Annotated in this window: 18 protein-coding genes and 1 tRNA gene; 10 read left to right on the top strand and 9 right to left on the bottom strand. The window is 69.0% G+C overall.

The genetic code is table 11. The features are described 5' to 3' along the window. The 7 genes from BG482_RS14035 to BG482_RS14005 form a co-directional block, all read left to right on the top strand. On the top strand, positions 1–407 hold a 407-nt coding region (locus BG482_RS14035; RefSeq protein WP_141746572.1), incomplete at its 5' end, for an FHA domain-containing protein. 10 nt (positions 408–417) lie between these two features. Then, positions 418–936 carry an FHA domain-containing protein gene (locus tag BG482_RS14030; protein ID WP_069769333.1) on the top strand — a complete coding sequence of 173 codons (519 nt, stop codon included), beginning with the start codon at positions 418–420 and terminating at the stop codon, positions 934–936. 140 nt (positions 937–1076) lie between these two features. Next, the gene (locus tag BG482_RS14025) at positions 1077–2648 is read left to right on the top strand and encodes a Stp1/IreP family PP2C-type Ser/Thr phosphatase (RefSeq protein WP_256096353.1); all 1572 of its coding nucleotides are present in this window, start codon (positions 1077–1079) and stop codon (positions 2646–2648) included. A 27-nt stretch (positions 2649–2675) separates the two neighbouring features. Continuing rightward, entirely contained in the window at positions 2676–4118 is a 1443-nt protein-coding gene (locus BG482_RS14020; protein ID WP_069769331.1) for an FtsW/RodA/SpoVE family cell cycle protein, read from the top strand. Continuing rightward, entirely contained in the window at positions 4115–5584 is a 1470-nt protein-coding gene (locus BG482_RS14015) for a penicillin-binding protein 2 (RefSeq protein ID WP_069769330.1), read from the top strand. Before BG482_RS14020 ends, BG482_RS14015 begins: the two co-directional genes overlap by 4 nt. A gap of 169 nt (positions 5585–5753) precedes the next feature. Continuing rightward, a complete protein-coding gene (gene pknB / locus BG482_RS14010) occupies positions 5754–7733 on the top strand; it encodes a Stk1 family PASTA domain-containing Ser/Thr kinase (RefSeq protein WP_069769329.1) in 1980 nt (659 codons plus the stop codon). 203 nt (positions 7734–7936) lie between these two features. Continuing rightward, positions 7937–8974, top strand: coding sequence for a restriction endonuclease (locus BG482_RS14005; protein WP_069769328.1), 1038 nt, complete (start codon positions 7937–7939; stop codon positions 8972–8974). A gap of 19 nt (positions 8975–8993) precedes the next feature. Here the strand turns inward: BG482_RS14005 and BG482_RS14000 are convergent, their stop codons facing one another. From BG482_RS14000 to BG482_RS13980, 6 genes are read right to left on the bottom strand one after another with little or no spacing between them, the layout of a single operon-like run. Then, positions 8994–9764, bottom strand: a complete 771-nt coding sequence (locus BG482_RS14000) for a class E sortase (protein WP_176741370.1) — start codon at positions 9762–9764, stop codon at positions 8994–8996. A gap of 54 nt (positions 9765–9818) precedes the next feature. Further along, a complete protein-coding gene (locus BG482_RS13995) occupies positions 9819–10958 on the bottom strand; it encodes a class E sortase (protein ID WP_069769327.1) in 1140 nt (379 codons plus the stop codon). Then, on the bottom strand, positions 10955–11593 hold the full coding sequence (locus BG482_RS13990; RefSeq protein ID WP_069769326.1) for an aminodeoxychorismate/anthranilate synthase component II: 639 nt from the start codon (positions 11591–11593) through the stop codon (positions 10955–10957). The genes BG482_RS13995 and BG482_RS13990 overlap by 4 nt, the downstream gene beginning before the upstream one ends. After that, the gene (locus BG482_RS42575; protein ID WP_176741366.1) at positions 11590–11787 is read right to left on the bottom strand and encodes a hypothetical protein; all 198 of its coding nucleotides are present in this window, start codon (positions 11785–11787) and stop codon (positions 11590–11592) included. The genes BG482_RS13990 and BG482_RS42575 overlap by 4 nt, the downstream gene beginning before the upstream one ends. 16 nt (positions 11788–11803) lie before the next feature. Next, positions 11804–12493 (bottom strand): class E sortase, encoded by a 690-nt coding sequence (locus tag BG482_RS13985; RefSeq protein ID WP_069769343.1) that lies wholly within the window; start codon positions 12491–12493, stop codon positions 11804–11806. Positions 12494–12526: 33 nt separating this feature from the next. Then, positions 12527–13363 (bottom strand): DUF881 domain-containing protein, encoded by an 837-nt coding sequence (locus BG482_RS13980; protein WP_079141794.1) that lies wholly within the window; start codon positions 13361–13363, stop codon positions 12527–12529. A gap of 140 nt (positions 13364–13503) precedes the next feature. On the opposite strand from BG482_RS13980, the gene crgA reads away from it, so the two are divergent. Beyond that, complete coding sequence (gene crgA, locus BG482_RS13975; protein ID WP_069769324.1) at positions 13504–13758, top strand: cell division protein CrgA; 255 nt, start codon at positions 13504–13506, stop codon at positions 13756–13758. A gap of 251 nt (positions 13759–14009) precedes the next feature. Here the strand turns inward: crgA and BG482_RS13970 are convergent, their stop codons facing one another. Continuing rightward, complete coding sequence (locus BG482_RS13970) at positions 14010–14909, bottom strand: rhomboid family intramembrane serine protease (protein WP_069769323.1); 900 nt, start codon at positions 14907–14909, stop codon at positions 14010–14012. Positions 14910–15217: 308 nt separating this feature from the next. Continuing rightward, positions 15218–15751 (bottom strand): peptidylprolyl isomerase, encoded by a 534-nt coding sequence (locus tag BG482_RS13965; protein WP_069769322.1) that lies wholly within the window; start codon positions 15749–15751, stop codon positions 15218–15220. A gap of 363 nt (positions 15752–16114) precedes the next feature. On the opposite strand from BG482_RS13965, the gene BG482_RS13960 reads away from it, so the two are divergent. Continuing rightward, positions 16115–16819 carry a DUF5324 family protein gene (locus BG482_RS13960; RefSeq protein ID WP_069769321.1) on the top strand — a complete coding sequence of 235 codons (705 nt, stop codon included), beginning with the start codon at positions 16115–16117 and terminating at the stop codon, positions 16817–16819. Between the two features lie 141 nt (positions 16820–16960). On the opposite strand, the gene BG482_RS13955 is transcribed toward BG482_RS13960, so the two are convergent. After that, positions 16961–17033 (bottom strand) — tRNA-Ala (locus tag BG482_RS13955). A gap of 182 nt (positions 17034–17215) precedes the next feature. Here BG482_RS13955 and BG482_RS13950 point away from each other — a divergent pair. Then, a complete protein-coding gene (locus BG482_RS13950; protein ID WP_069769320.1) occupies positions 17216–17764 on the top strand; it encodes a DNA-binding protein in 549 nt (182 codons plus the stop codon). The last annotated feature ends 200 nt before the right edge of the window (positions 17765–17964 follow it).

Here is a 17964-nt window from a genome sequence, read left to right as displayed (position 1 = left end):
CGTCCGCTCCACCGCCCGGCGCCCCCGGCGCCCGCCCCGGAAGCTACGGCTACCCGCCCGCCGCCGGCGCCCAGCGCCCCGGCGCGGCGGGCGCAGGACTGGCCGGCGCACCGCAGCCCGGGTCCCGCACCCGCCACTGGATCGAGATCAACGGCACCCGCCACCAGATCTCCCGCGCGACACTCGTGCTGGGCCGCAGCACCGAGGCCGACGTGCGGATCGACGACCCCGGCGTCTCACGCCGGCACTGCGAGATCCGGACCGGTTCGCCCTCGACGATCCAGGATCTCGGCTCCACCAACGGCATCGTGGTGGACGGGCAGCACACCACCCGCGCTACGCTCCGCGACGGCTCGCGGATCGTCGTGGGCAGCACCACCATCATTTACCGGCAAGCCGAAGGGTGAAGCGGGGGCAATGTCAGAGCTGACCCTCACGGTCATGCGGCTGGGTTTCCTGGCCGTACTGTGGCTGTTCGTGATCGTGGCCGTGCAGGTCATCCGCAGCGACCTCTTCGGTACGCGTGTCACCCAGCGCGGTTCGCGCCGGGAGGCGGGACGGGCGCAGCAACAGGCCCAGCGCCAGCAGGCGCCCCCGCAGCAGCGCCAGCAGCCGGCCGCCGCCGGCCGCACGCGCCGCAACGCACCGACCAAACTGGTGGTGTCCGAGGGCACCCTCACCGGCACGACCGTCGCACTCCAGGGCCAGACCATCACGCTGGGCCGGGCACACGACAGCACGATCGTGCTGGACGACGACTACGCCTCCAGCCGCCATGCCAGGATCTACCCGGACCGCGACGGCCAGTGGATCGTCGAGGACCTGGGCTCCACCAACGGCACGTATCTCGACCGATCGCGACTGACGACTCCCACACCGATCCCGCTGGGCGCGCCGATCCGTATCGGCAAGACCGTCATCGAGCTTCGGAAGTAGTGCTACATCATGAGTGAGCGCGAGCGGAGCGAGCACGCGGCGGCGGCCGGCACCCAGGGCCCCGGTGTGCTCCCGACCGGAGGGTGGGCAGTGTGGCTCGACACGACCGGCTGTACCCGGGGCCGACGGGCGAGGTGCGCATGAGTCTGTCACTGCGCTTCGCCGCCGGATCGCACAAAGGCATGATCCGGGAGGGCAACGAGGACTCCGGTTACGCCGGCCCGCGCCTGCTCGCCATCGCCGACGGCATGGGCGGCGCCGCCGCCGGCGAGGTCGCCTCCTCCGAGGCCATCTCCACCATCGTCGCCCTCGACGACGACGTCCCCGGCTCCGACGTCCTCACCTCGCTCGGCACCGCCGTCCAGCGCGCCAACGACCAGCTGCGCGCCCTGGTCGAAGAGGACCCCCAGCTCGAAGGCATGGGGACGACCCTGACCGCCCTGCTGTGGACGGGCCAGCGCCTCGGCCTCGTACACGTCGGCGACTCGCGCGCGTACCTGCTGCGCGACGGCGTCCTCACCCAGATCACCCAGGACCACACCTGGGTGCAGCGCCTGGTCGACGAAGGCCGCATCACCGAGGAAGAGGCCACCACCCACCCCCAACGATCCCTGCTGATGCGGGCGTTGGGCAGCGGCGAACACGTCGAACCGGACCTGTCGATCCGCGAGGTCCGAGCCGGCGACCGCTACCTGATCTGCTCCGACGGCCTGTCCGGCGTCGTCTCCCACCAGACGCTCGAGGACACCCTCGCCAGCTACCAGGGCCCCCAGGAGACCGTGCAGGAGCTCATCCAGCTCGCCCTGCGCGGCGGCGGCCCCGACAACATCACCGTGATCGTCGCCGACGTCCTCGACCTGGACACCGGAGACACCCTCGCCGGACAGCTGTCCGACACCCCGGTCGTGGTCGGCGCCGTCGCCGAGAACCAGCTCCAGCAACACGACAACGGCATCATGCAGACCCCGGCCGGCCGCGCCTCGGGCCTCGGCCGCCGACAGCACGGGCACGGCGGAGGCGGCGAGTTCGGCCCGCCCGGCTCCGGCGGCGACATCACCGGCTTCATCCCCACCGACGGCTTCGGCGACTACACCGACGACGACTTCGTCAAGCCCCGCAAGGGCCGCAGGTGGCTGAAGAGATCCTTCTACAGCGTCCTCGCACTCGCGGTCATCGCCGGCGGACTGTACGGCGGCTATCGCTGGACCCAGACGCAGTACTACGTCGGCACCAAGAGCGAGCACGTCGCGCTGTACCGCGGCATCAGCCAGGACCTGGCGTGGGTGTCGTTGTCGAAGGTGGAGAAAGACCACCCCGAGATCGAACTCAAGTACCTCCCGGAGTACCAGCGCAAACTGGTGGAGGCCACGATCGCCGAGGGCGACCTGTCCACCGCCCGGAAGAAGATCGACGAGCTGGCCGTCCAGGCCTCCGCCTGCAAGAAGCAGGCCGGTTCCGCCGCCGCGGGCGCCACCGGCTCCAAGACCGGCTCGAAGACCGGTTCCACGACCAGTTCCAAGACCGGCTCGAAGACCGGTGAGGGCCAGGCGGCCGCCACCACGGGAACCACCCCCGTCTCCCTCACGTCCAAGGCATCGCCGAGCCCCTCGGCAACCGCGTCCCCGACCACACCCGCGACCCCCACTCCCACCCCCGGCCCGAGCCTGTCGGAGGAGGAGCAGAAGGTCGTCTCGCGGTGCGGTGAGCAGTAGGCAAGCCGTGAGAGGCCCCGTCACACGATGAGCAGTACTACCAACTCGCCGACGCACCACACGTCCACGATCGGCTCGATCGGCACACCGAGCCGACGCAACACCGAGCTCGCACTGCTCGTGTTCGCCGTCGTGATCCCGGTCTTCGCCTACGCCAACGTGGGCCTGGCCATCAACGAGCAGGTGCCGTCCGGCCTCCTGAGCTACGGCCTGGGCCTCGGACTGCTGGCCGGCGTCGCCCACCTCGCCGTCCGCAAGTTCGCGCCGTACGCCGACCCGCTGCTGCTGCCGGTGGCCACCCTCCTCAACGGCCTCGGACTGGTCGCCATCTGGCGACTCGACCAGTCCAAGCTGCTGAAGCAGATCCACCAGGCCGGCACCGCCGCACCACGGCAACTGCTCTACACAGCCCTGGGCATCGCCCTGTTCGTCGTGGTGCTGATCTTCCTCAAGGACCACCGCGTCCTGCAGCGCTACACCTACATCTCCATGGTCGGCGCCGTCCTTCTGCTGCTGCTCCCCCTCGTCCCGGGCCTCGGCCAGAACATCTACGGCGCGAAGATCTGGATCTCCGTCGCCGGTTTCTCCATCCAGCCCGGCGAGTTCGCCAAGATCGTGCTCGCGATCTTCTTCGCCGGCTACCTGATGGTGAAGCGCGACGCGCTCGCCCTCGCCAGCCGCCGCGTCCTCGGCCTCTACCTCCCGCGCGGCCGCGACCTCGGCCCGATCATCGTGGTCTGGCTCATCTCGATCCTCATCCTCGTCTTCGAGACGGACCTCGGCACCTCGCTGCTGTTCTTCGGAATGTTCGTCATCATGCTGTACGTCGCCACCGAGCGGACCAGCTGGATCGTCTTCGGCCTGCTGATGTCCGCGGCCGGCGCGGTCGGCGTGGCCAGCTTCGAGAGCCACGTCCAACAGCGCGTGCAGGCATGGCTCGACCCGATGCGCGAGTACAAGCTCAGCCAGTCCGGCGCCCCCGGCATCCACTCCGAGCAGGCCATGCAGGCACTCTGGGCGTTCGGCTCCGGCGGCACGCTGGGCACCGGCTGGGGCCAGGGCCACTCCGAGCTGATCCGGTTCGCCGCCAACTCCGACTTCATCCTCGCCACCTTCGGCGAGGAACTCGGCCTCGCCGGCATCATGGCGCTCCTCCTCCTGTACGGCCTGATCGCCGAACGCGGCGTACGCACCGCCCTCGCCGCCCGCGACCCCTTCGGCAAGCTGCTCGCGATCGGCCTCTCCGGCGCCTTCGCCCTCCAGGTCTTCGTCGTCGCCGGCGGCGTGATGGGCCTCATCCCGCTCACCGGCATGACGATGCCCTTCCTCGCCTACGGCGGCTCCTCCGTCATCGCCAACTGGGCCCTGATCGGCATCCTGATCAGAATCAGCGACACCGCGCGCCGCCCGGCGCCCGCACCCGCCTCCAACCCCGACGCCGAGATGACCCAGGTGGTCCGCCCGTCATGAACAAGCCCCTGCGCCGGATCGCGATCTTCTGCGGCCTCCTGGTCCTGACCCTGCTGCTGCGCGACAACTACCTGCAGTACGTCAAAGCCGACAGCCTCGCCAGCGACACCAAGAACCGCCGCGTCAACATCACGCGCTACTCCACCCCGCGCGGCGACATCATCGTCGACGGCAAAGCCATCACGGGCTCGGTCGAGACCACCGGCGACTACAAGTACAAGCGCACCTGGTCCAACGGAGCGATGTGGGCGCCGGTCACCGGCTACTCCTCGCAGGCCTTCGGCGCCAACCAGCTGGAGCGGCTGGAGGACGGCATCCTCAGCGGCAACGACGACCGGCTGTTCTTCCGCAACACCCTCGACATGATCACGGGCAAGGAGAAAGAGGGCGGCAGCGTCGTCACCACCCTGAACGCCGCCGCCCAGAAGGCCGCCTACCAAGGACTCGGCGACAAGAAGGGCGCGGTCGCCGCGATCGAGCCGTCCACCGGCAAGATCCTGGCCCTGGTTTCCACACCCTCCTACGACCCCTCCAAATTCGCCGGGTCCTCCGACGCGGACGCCCAGGCCTGGGGCAAGGTCCAGAAGAAGAACGACCCCGACGACCCGATGCTCAACCGCGCGCTGCGCGAGACCTACCCCCCGGGCTCCACGTTCAAGGTCGTCACCGCCGCCGCCGCGCTGGAGAACGGCGCCGTCTCCGGCGTCGACACCAAGACCGCCACCCCGGACCCGTTCCCCCTGCCGCAGTCCTCCAGCAAGCTCACCAACGAGCACGGCAACTGTGAGAACGCCACCCTGCGCTACGCCCTCATGGTGTCGTGCAACACCGTCTTCGCGAAGATGGCCGACAACGTCGGCAACGAGAAGATGATCGACCAGGCGGAGAAGTTCGGCTTCAACGAAGCCGAACTGGACACCCCGGTGCGCGCCGCCGAGTCCATCTTCCCCAAGGACAACCGGCCGCAGAACGCCCTCGACGGCATCGGACAGGGCTCCAACCGCGCCACCCCGCTCCAGATGGCCATGGTCGCCTCCGCGGTCGCCAACGACGGCAAGCTGATGAAGCCGTACATGGTCGACCAGCTCAAGGCCCCCAACCTGGACACCCTGGAGACGACCCAGCCGCAGCAGCTCTCCCAGCCCGTCTCCTCGAAGACCGCCCAGGCCCTCCAGGAAATGATGGAGACCGTCGTCAACGACCCGCAGGGCACCGGCGGCAAGGCCAAGATCGACGGCGCCAAGGTCGGCGGCAAGACCGGCACCGCCCAGCACGGCCTCAACAACAGCGAGAAGCCGTACGCCTGGTTCATCTCCTACGCCAAGCTGTCCGACGGCAGCGCGCCGGTCGCCGTCGCCGTCGTCGTCGAGGACGGCGCGGCGGACCGCGGGGACATCACCGGAGGCGGCCTCGCCGGCCCGATCGCAAGGGACGTGATGAAGGCAGTCATCGACAGCAAGAAGTGACCCCGATCACGTCCCCTACACATCGGTGCACGTTGCGATACCGGTCCTGTATCGGGTGACGAGCTCGGCCAGGTCACACAGCTCCGTCCGGGTACGGTAAGCCCGGACGGCAGCCTCCGACCGCACACGTGTGCCGGTCGGGACCGACGGAGAGGGCTGGTAGGTAGCTATGGAAGAGCCGCGTCGCCTCGGCGGCCGGTACGAGCTGGGCCACGTGCTCGGTCGTGGTGGCATGGCGGAGGTCTACCTCGCGCATGACACCCGTCTCGGCCGCACCGTGGCGGTGAAGACGCTGCGCGCGGACCTCGCGCGCGACCCTTCCTTCCAGGCCCGGTTCCGCCGGGAGGCCCAGTCTGCCGCCTCGCTCAACCACCCCGCGATCGTCGCGGTCTACGACACGGGCGAGGACTACATCGACGGGGTCTCAATCCCGTACATCGTCATGGAGTACGTCGACGGCTCCACACTCCGTGAGCTGCTCCACTCCGGCCGCAAACTGCTGCCGGAGCGGACCCTGGAGATGACCATCGGCATCCTCCAGGCCCTGGAGTACTCACACAGAGCCGGCATCGTCCACCGCGACATCAAGCCCGCGAACGTCATGCTGACGCGCAACGGCCAGGTCAAGGTCATGGACTTCGGCATCGCCCGCGCCATGGGCGACTCCGGCATGACGATGACGCAGACGTCCGCGGTCATCGGCACCGCCCAGTACCTCTCGCCCGAGCAGGCCAAGGGCGAACAGGTCGACGCCCGCTCCGACCTGTACTCCACGGGCTGCCTGCTCTACGAGCTGCTCACGGTCCGGCCCCCCTTCGTCGGCGACTCCCCGGTCGCGGTGGCCTACCAGCACGTGCGGGAGGAGCCCCAGCCGCCGAGCGTCTTCGACCCCGAGATCACCCCCGAGATGGACGCCATCGTCCTCAAGGCACTGGTCAAGGACCCGAACTACCGCTACCAGTCGGCCGACGAGATGCGCCTGGACATCGAGGCCTGCCTCGACGGCCAGCCGGTCGCGGCGACGGCGGCGATGGGCTCCGTCGGCTACGGCGGTTACGGCGACGACCAGGCGACCACCGCCATGCGCGCGGACGCCGGCGCCACGTCGATGCTGCCCCCCATGAACCCGGACGACGGCGGCTACGGCTACGACGACCGCCCCGACCGACGCCGCCAGAAGAAGTCCAACACCTCGACGATCCTGCTCGTCCTGGCCGCGGTCCTGGTACTCGTCGGCGCGATCCTGATCGGCAAGTGGGTGTTCACCGGCGACGGCGCCGCCGACAAACCCTTCCCGGCCCCGAACTTCGTGAACAAGACACAGGTCGAGGCCGCCTCGATGGCCAAGAACGCCGAGCTGAAGCCGGTGTTCACCCAGAAACCCTGTGAGAGCACCGCCAAGAACAACATCTGCTCGCAGGACCCGGCGGCCGGCAAGAACGTCAACAAGGGCGACACCATCAACCTCGTCGTGTCGACGGGCGCACCGAAGGTGGTCGTGCCGAGCGTCCTCGGCAAGAGCCTGGACGAGGCGAAGACGCTCCTGGAAGGCGACAAGTACCAGTTCCAGGTCGAGACGAAGGAGGAGGTGTCGTCCGAGCAGGAGGGCACCGTCCTGAAGCAGAACCCGACGCTGGGCGACGAGGTGGAGAAGGGCACCACCATCACCCTCACCGTCGCCAAGGCCGAGCAGAAGGCGACCGTCCCCGACGTCTCGAACAAGAGCTGTGACGACGCCAAGGCCCAGATGCAGCAGAACGACCTCAAGGGCAACTGCGTCGAGGTCGACACCCAGGACCAGAACCAGGTCGGCAAGGTCGTCCAGACCGTCCCGTCCATCGGCTCCCAGGCCGACAAGGGCTCCACGGTCCAGATCCAGATCGGCAAGAGCACCCAGCCCCAGCAGGTCCAGGTCCCGGGCAACCTCCAGGGCATGTCCGTGAAGGACGCCAAGAAGGCCCTGCAGGACGCCGGCCTGAACGTCGGCAACATCGCCGGCTCCCAGGACGACGACGCCCAGGTCATCAGTTCGGACCCGGCCCCCGGCAGCACGGTCAACAGGGGACAGACGGTCAACCTGATCGCCATCAAGAACGGCGGCAACGGCGGCAACAACGGAGGCGGCTTCTTCGGCGGAGGCGGCGGCTGACCGCCCTGCGGTGACAAAACGACGCGGGCCCCGCCGGATGCTTCCGGCAGGGCCCGCGCCCGCGTCGGCCCTCTCCACCGCGACACCCGCACAACGATCGTGTCTTCATATCTGCCGACTCGTTCCCCCGTTGGGGTGGGGTGTCATTTCACAGCTCTGCCCCGGCCACACGGCCCGACCACCGACAAACGGGGCAGACAGACATGATCAACGAATCCGCACTCCTTGAATCCAAGAGCCTGCGCGACGGCGTGCTCGAACGCACCGACGCACTCGACAGGGTGAAGGCACTGTCCCTGCTCCCGGACGGCATGCACGTGACCACGGCGATGGTGGCGGCGTACTTCGAGGTGGGCCTGGAAGCCGTCAAGTCACTCGTCAAGGACAACCGGAGCGAACTCGAAGCCAACGGCTACCACTCCCTCACCGGCGAGCAACTGAGGTCCTTCAAGGACCTCAGTGGGATCCGGTCACGTACGCGCTCCCTGGCTCTCTTCTCCCGCCGCGCGGTCCTCAACGTGGCCATGCTGCTCCAGGACAGCGAAGTCGCACGTCAGGTCCGTGTGTACCTCCTGGACGTGGAGTACGCGTCCCGCATGCGGCCTGTGGACAACCCCGTCCCCCCGGACTCCGTCTCCCTCGACGACCGCATCGACGCGCGCATCACCCACGTCCTCGGCAGGACCGTCGTGCCCATGTTCAACGTACTGATCGCCACATCAGGCGACCACCAAAGGGAGCTGATCGCCCTCCGGACGGGCGTCCAGCGGATCGAGAAGCGGCTCCGGCAGCACCACGCCCGGCTGCAGCGGCTGGAAGCTCCTCGCGCAGACCGCCCCCTCGCCGGAGTCATGGCCGCCATGGACGCCATGAACGGGCGCGAGTTCGAGGAGTACATCGCGGCACTACTGCGCCGCGACGGCTGCACCGACGTCGTCGTGCAGGGCGGCGGAAGGGACCGCGGCATCGACATCACCGCCCTCACGGCCCACGGGCGACGCCTCGTCGTCCAGTGCAAGAGGTTCGCGCCCCACCTCTCCATCACCAGCCCCGAACTCCGGAAGTTCGTCGGGGCCGCCAAGGTCCTGCACGACTCCGAGGTGGCCCTCTACGTGGCGACCTGCCCCTTCACCCGTGACGCCCTCAACATCGCCGCCGAGACCGGCATCACCGCCGTCCACCGCGGGCTGCTGGAGCAGTGGAGCGCCGGGACCCCCCTGCCGGCCCTCGAACGACCCTGACGACCCCGCCCGGGACGGCTCAGCCCAGCTCCTTCGGCGGCGTACGGTCCGCGTCGACCTTCTCCACCCGGACCAGCTCACCCCACACCACGTACCGGTAGCGGCTCGTGTACACCGGCGTGCAGGTCGTCAGCGTGATGTAGTGACCGGCCTTCTTCTTGCCGGACTCCTCCGGGATCCGCCCGAGCACCTCGACGTCGTACTTCGAGGTCTCGGGCAGGACCGCGTACACCTTGTACACGTACCAGTCGTCCTTCGTCTCGAAGACGATCGGGTCGCCCTTCTCCAGCTTGTCGATGTTGTGGAACTTCGCGCCATGGCCGTCGCGGTGCGCGGCGAGCGCGAAGTTGCCCTCCTTGCCGGTCGTCGGCAGCGCGGCCCTGACCGGGTCGGTGTAGTAGCCGGCGACACCCTCGTTGAGGATCTTCGACGAGGTGCCCTCCTCGACCAGCACCTCGCCGTTCCTCATCGCGGGCACGTGCAGGAAGCCGATGCCGTCCTTGGTGTCCAGCGCACCCGGGCCACTTGCGCCGCTGTCCTGCCGGGCCCAGCTGTCGCGCACCTTGTCGCCCTGCCGGTGCGCATGCCGGTCGGCCACGACGTTGGTCCACCACAGGGAGTAGACGACGAACAGGCCGAGCACCAGGCCGGCCGTGATGAGGAGTTCGCCGAAGACGCTGACGGCGAAGGCGATCCGGCCGCCCCCTCGCGGCCGCGGCTCGAGCGGAGGCGCGTCCACGCGCGCGCGCTCTTCGTGATCGGTGTCGCCGGTGGTCGCTGCCACGTTCAATATGCCCCTACTCGACTGCATGCCTGTCCAAGGCATGCCACCCGGTCCGCGCGCCTACTCGACGAGCGCGTCCGGCTTGCCCTTGCTGCGCGGCCGTTCCTCGACCATCTTGCCCCAGACGATCAGGCGGTACTTGCTGGTGAACTCCGGGGTGCACGTGGTGAGCGTGATGTACCGGCCCGGACCGGTGAACCCGGAGCCCGGCGGGACCGGATCGAGCACGCTGGTGTTGCTCGGCGCGGTCACCGGCAGCGAGGACGCCATCTTGTAGACGAAGTACTCGTCCTGGGTCTCCACGACGATGTCGTCGCCCGCCTGCAGCCGGTTGATGTACCGGAACGGCTCGCCGTGCGTGTTGCGATGGCCCGCGAGCCCGAAGTTGCCGGTCTTCGCCTCGGGCATCGCCGTCGTCAGCGGACCCTCGCCGTAATGCCCCACCATCCCCTTGTCGAGCACCTTCTTGTTGCTCACGCCCTCGGCGATCGGCACCACCACGTCCAGCTTGGGGATGTGCAGGATCGCGAAGCCCTGACCCGGCGAGAACACCCCGGGGGCGCCCTTCCCGCTGGCCCAGTCGTCCTGGAGGCTGCTGGCCTCCTTGTCCGCCTGCGCGTGGGCCCGCACATTCGTCCACCACAGCTGATAGGTGACGAACAGCAGCATCAGCACGCCCGTGGTGATGAACACCTCGCCGACCGCCCGGCTGGCGACGACCGCCGCGCTCGGCTTGCGGGCCTTCTGCCGGCGCCGGGCCTCCACACGGGACACAGGCCGCTCGTCCTGCGACGGCGCGTCCGGCCCGTCGAGCGCCTCGGCGACCTCACCCTGGCCGCCCTGGCCGCCATGCCCTCCGTGACGCCCATGACGGCCCTTGGCGGCCTTTCTGCGGGCCGCACGTCCGCCCGCCGGGGTTCCAGGGGCCGCAGGGGCCGCCGGGACGCCAGAGGCCGATATGGGGCCACCACCGAATGCCGACGCCGGCGGTATCCGCAGCGCCACCGTCTCGTCGTCCGCCGGCGGCCGGTACGGCTCCCCCGTATAGGGGGCCCCTGTATAGGGGTCGGCTCCCGGACCGAAACCCGGCCCGGACCCGGCTCCGCCCGCCGCTCCGCCTCCCGCGTAGTGGTCACCGCCGAAGGACTCGTACGACGCCGCGCCGTACGAGTCCTCGCGCTCGGGGCGCAGCGCGGTCACGCCGTGGCCCTGCCCACCACCGGGGCGAGCCCCGCCGACCTCGCCACCGCGCCCTGGTCGCCGCACTCCACCAGCCAGTTGGCCAGCATCCGGTGGCCGTGCTCGGTCAGCACCGACTCCGGGTGGAACTGGACGCCCTCGACGGGCAGTTCACGGTGCCGCAGGCCCATGATGATCCCGTCGTGCGTACGGGCGGTCACCTCGAGCTCGGCCGGCACCGTCCGCGGCTCGGCTGCCAGCGAGTGGTAACGGGTCGCCGTGAAGGGGCTCGGCAGACCCGCGAAGACGCCCTTGCCCTCATGCTCCACCGGCGAGGTCTTGCCGTGCAGCAGCTCCGGCGCACGATCCACGACTCCGCCGTACGCCACCTGCATCGACTGCATGCCCAGACAGACGCCGAAGACCGGCACCCCGGTGGCCGCGCAGTGGCGGACCATCTCGACGCAGACGCCGGCCTCCTCGGGCGTGCCCGGACCGGGCGACAGCAGGACGCCGTCGAACCCGTCCTGGGCATGGGAGGTGGAGACCTCGTCGTTGCGCAGGACCTCGCACTCGGCGCCCAGCTGGTACAGGTACTGGACCAGGTTGAAGACGAAGCTGTCGTAGTTGTCGACGACGAGAATGCGCGCGCTCACTGGTTGTCCACCGTCACATCGTTGAAGGGAAGCAGCGGTTCGGCCCACGGAAAGACGTACTGGAAGAGCGTGTACACCACGGCCACGATCAGCATGATCGAGATCAGCGCCTTCACCCACGCGTTTCCCGGCAGATGCCGCCAGATCCAGCCGTACATGCCGTCCCTTCCGTCGCACCACGGCACCTGACTCACGCCGTACGCCACCAGACTAACGGCGTAGGGCCTTCGGTTCGCCTGCCTCCACGGGCTGTGTGGAGTCCAGGTGCGCCCAGACGATCAACCGGTGACTGTGCCCCCATTCCGGATCGCACGTGGTCAACGTCAGGTACCGGCCCGGACGCGTATACCCCGACTTACGTGGCACAGGGTCGATCACCTCGACGTCCGAGGGCACGGTTTTGTAAGGGCCTTTGTCGATCCGATACGTGAACCAGGTGGTCCCGTCCGTCAACACCACCGCGTCCCCCCGCCTGAGCTCGGGAAAGTCCTTGAAGGGGTCGCCGTAGGTCCGGCGGTGGCCCGCGACGGAGAAGTTCCCGGTCTGCCCGAGCCGGGCGGTCCCTTGGTAGTGCCCCAGCCCCTTCTTCAGGGTGCCGGTCGCCGTGTCCTCCAGCACCGGCTTGTTCCACGTGAAACCAAGACGCGGGATGTACATCACCGCGAAGGGCGCGCCGTCCCGGTAGGGCGTCGAGGGGGCCGCCGCCGCGGCGCCGGAGCTCGTGCTCGGGACGGCTTGCGGGGACTGCCGGGCCCACTGGTCGTGCAGGGCGTCGATCTGGTCGTCCATGGCCCGGTCGGCCCGCACGCCGGTCCAGAACAGCACGTAGACGACGAACAGGACGATGACGGCTCCGGCGGTGATGCACAGCTCGCTGAACGTCCTGACGATCACCCGCACCGACACAGGCGCCCCCCGGCGGCCCTCGCTCGACTACTCCACAGGCTTGGCGTAGTGCAGATCCACTGTGCCCGAGTAGCCCGGCAGAGTCACCGTCCCGTCCTCGGTGACTTTCCAGCCGAGGCCGTAGACGTTCACGTAGACCATGTAGTTCTGGATCGAGGGGGCGTCCGCGAGCGCCCGCTGCAACTTCTGCGGGTCGCCGACCGCCTGGATCTTGTACGGCGGCGAGTAGACGCGCCCCTGGAGGATCAGGGTGTTGCCGACGCAGCGGACCGCGCTGGTGGAGATCAACCGCTGGTCCATGACCTTGATGCCCTGGGCGCCGCCCTGCCAGAGCGCGTTCACCACGGCCTGCAGGTCCTGCTGGTGGATGACCAGGTAGTCGGGCTGCGGCTCCGGGTAGCCGGGGAGCTTGGCGGTGGCGTTCGGCGGAGCGTCGTTGAGCGTGACGGTGATCGCCCGGCCCTTGACCTTCTGGGTGCCCGCGTTCTTCTCCAGGCCGGCCAACTTGTCGTCCTGGGCCTTCGTGCTGCCGTCGTCGGCTTCGGCCAGCGACTCCACGTCGTCGCGCAGAGCGCCGTTCGCCGCGTCCAGCTCGCCGTTCTTCTGACTGCGCTCCTGGATGAGGTCGGACAGTTTCAACAGGGAGGCGTCCGTGCGGATGTTGGTGCCCTTGGCCGTGGTGAAGCTGGTGAAGAAGAGCAGCCCGGCGAGGGCGAAGACGCCCGCGGTGAGCACACGCACGGGCCGGAAACCGCCCCGCCGGCCGGCCGAAGGGGCGGGGGAGGGGACGGGATCGGAAACGGGAGCGGGATCCGGGGTGGAACCCGTTGATCCCGTCCGGGGGGAGTCGGCAGAATTGCTCAACGTACCCTTATCTCCTTCAGCGCCGTAGAAGCACTACGCTAACGGACGCCCGGGGGAGCCCCTCAGGCCCCTAGTACGCAGCCCCCGAGCCCGACCCAGCACCTGCGCGGCCACGCAGCGCATCGACAGGAGAGACCCTCGTGCCGAAGTCACGTATCCGCAAGAAGGCCGACTACACGCCGCCGCCGGCGAAGCAGGCGACCGCGATCAAGCTGAACAGCCGTGCCTGGGTCGCGCCCGTGATGCTGGCCATGTTCCTCATCGGACTGGCCTGGATCGTGGTCTTCTACGTGACCGACGGCTCGCTGCCCATCGACCAGCTGGACAACTGGAACATCGTCGTGGGCTTCGGGTTCATCGCCGCCGGCTTCGGCGTATCCACCCAGTGGAAGTAGCGCGACCAGCTCTGCCCAGGGCTATCCACTGAGTTATCCACAGCAGTTTTCCACATGGGGAAAAGAAAGACGATCTGTGGATAACTCATCGGAGGTTGACGCCGGTGTGACGGAAGTACCGGCCGCCACCCCCGCTCGAAAGACTGTTCGCCCCCTGCCTGACCTGCACGAACGCGGGTCAACGTCAGGGGGCACAGTCGTTCCCGCACGTTGTGCACAAGATTCGACACAGACTGTGGACAACGAAACGCTCAGGTGAGCTGGGCAGTCCTCAGGAGCGTCACGACCAGCACGACCGCCAGCATCAGCGCACACGCCCCGAACTGGATCAGGGCACGCCGCTCGCGCGGGGCGTAGACCATGGCGGCGCCGACCACCAGGCCTGCGACCAGGCCGCCGATGTGCGCCTGCCAGGCGATTCCGGACCAGCCGAACGTGATGACCAGGTTGATCACCAGCAGGGCGATGACCGGCCGCATGTCGTAGCGCTGCCGGCGCACCAGCACGACGAGCGCCCCGAAGAGACCGAAGATCGCGCCGGAGGCTCCGAGCGAGGCTTCGTTGGGTGCGGCGATCAGATACGTCAGTGCGCTGCCGGCCAGGCCGGACACCAGGTACAGCGCGAGGTAGCGGGCCCGGCCGAGGGCCTTTTCGAGCGGACCGCCGATCCACCACAGGCTGAGCATGTTGGACAGGATGTGGATGTAGCTCAGGTGCAGGAACATCGCGGTCAGCAGCCGGTACCACTGCCCCTCGGCCACGCCCTGCAGCGCGCCGTACCCGAGGGCCGGCATGATCGCGCGGCCGATCAGCTCGAAACGCTCGGTGAAGCTGTCGCCGGCGGCCTGCTGGACCAGGTACAGCGCGAGGTTGAGGCCGACCAGGATCTTGGTGACCAGGTGGGGATCGGCGGCGATCGTGCCCCCCGCGACGGTGCGGGGCCGCGAGGCGTCGGGCGCGTGGCCCGTGCCGGAGCCCTCGCGGACGCAGGTCGGGCACTGGAAGCCGACGGAGGCGCTGACCATGCACTCGGGACAGATCGGGCGCTCGCAGCGGGTGCAGCGGACGCCGGTCTCCCGGTCGGGGTGCCGGTAGCAGACGGGCAGGCCGTCATGGGCGTCGTCCTGCCGGCTGCCAGGCGCCTGGTCCATGGGCTCCCCCAAATGAGTCGTGCGAGGCGGCATGGTCGGAAAGGAACCGCCCTGTCCATCCTTACGGATGAACAGGGCGCATGGTTCCCGGGGGCTGGACGAGCGCGCCCCGCCCAGAACCCGGCATCCGGACCCGGCCCCCGGACCTGGACCCGACTCCGGACCCGCTCCCGGTCCGGGTCCCGGTCGCGGTCCCGACTTCAGTCCCTGAAGCCTCGGGCTCAGCCCCTGGAGTCCCCGGCTCGGCATCCGGGGCCCCGGACTCGGCCTCCGGGGCTCAGGGGCTCAGGCGCAGCCGTGGCCCTCGCTCAGGCCTGGCGGGTCTCGACGACGACCGACTCGATGACGACGTCCGTCAGCGGGCGATCCGTGCGGGGGTTGGTCGGGGTGGCGACGATCGCGTCCACGACCTTCTGGCTCGCGGGGTCGGTGACCTCGCCGAAGATGGTGTGCTTGCGGGTCAGCCAGGCCGTGGGCGAGACGGTGATGAAGAACTGCGAGCCGTTGGTGGCCGGACCGGCGTTGGCCATGGCCAGCAGGTAGGGCCGGTCGAATCGCAGGTCCGGGTGGAACTCGTCCTCGAACTGGTAGCCGGGACCGCCGGTTCCGTTGCCGAGCGGGTCACCGCCCTGGATCATGAATCCGCTGATCACCCGGTGGAAGACGGTGCCGTCGTACAGCCTGTCCGTGGACTTCGCACCCGTCTCGGGGTTGACCCATGCCCGCTCACCGGTGGCGAGTTCGACGAAGTTCTTGACCGTCTTCGGGGTGTGGTCCGGGAAGAGCCGGATCTCGATGTCGCCGTGGTTGGTCTTCAGGGTGGCGTACAGCTGCTCGGCCACGATCTGCCTTCCGTTGTTCCTGTGACGCCCCGATCCTCGCACGGTCCGGGGTGGTCGAGGCCGGACGGCTCGTTCCGGGACCGGAACCGACGGATCGGGTACGGAATTGCGCCCGAGTCGCTCAGGACGGGAGCGGTCGGGGCCGATCCGTGGCATCGTCGGCTTTGTCGTTCTGTCGACCCTCTGTTGCCATTGTCCCGAATCTGGCTCGATTTCATCCACTATGACCCATGATCCGTCAGTGATCTGTCCGGAATCAGCACCCGGATGCGCGTCCTCGCATGCCGAGTAGGCCGTCGGCAGGCATGATCCGTAAAAGGGTGGAAAGTCGAAATACCGTACGCCACCGAGGAGGAGGAACACGTGACCCGCATCGACAGCGTGCGCGCCGCGACCGGCTCGGCGAAGGACAGCGTGCTGCACGCCGCGGAAGTGGTGGCGCCCTACGCCGACACGGCCAAGGAGCGGGCCGCGCTTTATGCGCATGAGGCCCGCGTACGGCTCGCGCCCAAGGTGTCGCAGGCCGCCGAACAGGCCCGCGTGCAGTATGACGCCCACGTCGCCCCGCGCCTGGAGCAAGCGAAGACGCATGTCCCGCCGAAGGTCGACCTGGCCGCGCAGGAAGCGGCAGCTCGTACCCGCCTGGCCGCACGGCAGGCCGCCGAGTACTCCCGACCGCGGATCGAACAGGCGGTCGCCGCGGCCGGGCCCGTGAAGGAGGAGGCCGCCGCCCGTGGCGTCGCCGCGCTGGCCGCCCTGCGCGGTCAGGTGACGCCCAAGGAGATCGAGAAGTTGGTGCGCAAGCACCGGCGTCGTGCCAAGGCCGGCAAGTTCGCCAAGGCGCTCGCCGTGGTCGGTGTGGTCGCCGGTGGTGCTTTCGCGGCCTGGAAGTGGTGGGACAAGCAGGCCAACCCGGACTGGCTGGTCGAGCCGCCCGCGGCCACGGAGGTGCCCGCCTCGGGCGGCCTGACCGCCGTGGACGGCAGCGAAGACCCTTCCGTCCTCGACCCCGAGGTGCAGGCCAAGCAGGCCGAGGAGGAGGCCGCGAATCGCGACGACCGCTCCTGAGCGGCTGCCGCCGGGCACTGCAGCGGCTGCTGCCGGGCACTGCGCGGCGCGGACGGCGAAGCGGCTCCCGCACACCGCCCCCTGTCACGCCGAAGACCCCTCCCATCTGCGTCTACGCAGGTAGGAGGGGTCTTCTTCGTGTGGAGCCTAGGGGAGTCGAACCCCTGACATCTGCCATGCAAAGACAGCGCTCTACCAACTGAGCTAAGGCCCCGCGACGGACGTCCGGCCCGGTGCAGACCTCGTACCGGTGGGCGCCGCAGACCAGAGTACCGGGTCACCGGGGGTATCTCGCAAAAAGATGGGGGGTCCCCGCGGATGACCACTCTCCGTAAGATGCAGAAACGCGGTTCGCTACAGCGAACCGCGCTTCTGGGGAAGCGATGGGGAGACGCAATGGACGCCGCACAGCAGGAAGCGACCGCGAGAGCGCGGGAACTGCAGCGGAACTGGTACGGGGAGCCGCTGGGGGCGCTCTTCCGTAAGCTCATCGACGATCTTGGTCTCAACCAGGCTCGTCTCGCGGGGGTGCTGGGACTTTCGGCGCCGATGCTGTCGCAGCTGATGAGCGGTCAGCGGGCGAAGATCGGCAACCCGGCTGTGGTGCAGCGGGTGCAGCTGCTGCAGGAGTTGGCGGCGCAGGTCGCGGACGGCAGCGTCAGCGCCGCCGAGGCGACCGAGCGCATGGACGAGATCAAGCGGTCCCAGGGGGGTTCGGTGCTCAGCAACACCACACACACGACGAACAGTTCGGGGGCGCCCACGGTCAAGCGGGTGGTCCGCGAGATCCAGTCGCTGCTGCGCTCGGTGGCTGCCGCCGGCGACATCATCGATGCTGCGGACACTCTCGCCCCGACCCACCCGGAACTGGCAGAGTTCCTCCGGGTGTACGGCGCGGGCCGGACCTCCGACGCGGTCGCGCACTACCAGTCCCACCAGAACTGATCTCCCGGCCCGGTCGTCGGAGGGGGTTCGGCAGCCGGGCGGTGGGCGAGGAGTCGGGGGACAGCGGTCGGGGACGGTACGACGCGGCACGGCAGCGCGCACGGGGGGTCGTGCAGCTCGCCACGGAGGGTCGTATCGCTCCTGACGGGGGGAAGTGGCAGAAGAGGGGCTCCTGAAAGGGAACCCGGGGGCCCGGGGAC

This window comes from Streptomyces sp. LUP30 (genome assembly GCF_001746365.1).
In the GTDB taxonomy this organism is placed as follows: Bacteria; Actinomycetota; Actinomycetes; order Streptomycetales; family Streptomycetaceae; genus Streptomyces.
The sequence above is the reverse complement of the archived record's forward strand: the minus strand, read 5'-3'. Positions and strand labels throughout refer to the sequence as shown.

Bases quoted from the DNA above. Each gene is read 5' to 3' on its own strand.
- BG482_RS14030 (WP_069769333.1), top strand. From the start codon at position 418: ATGTCAGAGCTGACCCTCACGGTCATGCGGCTGGGTTTCCTGGCCGTA.
- BG482_RS14025 (WP_256096353.1), top strand. From the start codon at position 1,077: ATGAGTCTGTCACTGCGCTTCGCCGCCGGATCGCACAAAGGCATGATC.
- BG482_RS14020 (WP_069769331.1), top strand. From the start codon at position 2,676: ATGAGCAGTACTACCAACTCGCCGACGCACCACACGTCCACGATCGGC.
- BG482_RS14015 (WP_069769330.1), top strand. From the start codon at position 4,115: ATGAACAAGCCCCTGCGCCGGATCGCGATCTTCTGCGGCCTCCTGGTC.
- pknB (WP_069769329.1), top strand. From the start codon at position 5,754: ATGGAAGAGCCGCGTCGCCTCGGCGGCCGGTACGAGCTGGGCCACGTG.
- BG482_RS14005 (WP_069769328.1), top strand. From the start codon at position 7,937: ATGATCAACGAATCCGCACTCCTTGAATCCAAGAGCCTGCGCGACGGC.
- BG482_RS13970 (WP_069769323.1), bottom strand. From the start codon at position 14,909: ATGGACCAGGCGCCTGGCAGCCGGCAGGACGACGCCCATGACGGCCTG.
- BG482_RS13950 (WP_069769320.1), top strand. From the start codon at position 17,216: ATGGACGCCGCACAGCAGGAAGCGACCGCGAGAGCGCGGGAACTGCAG.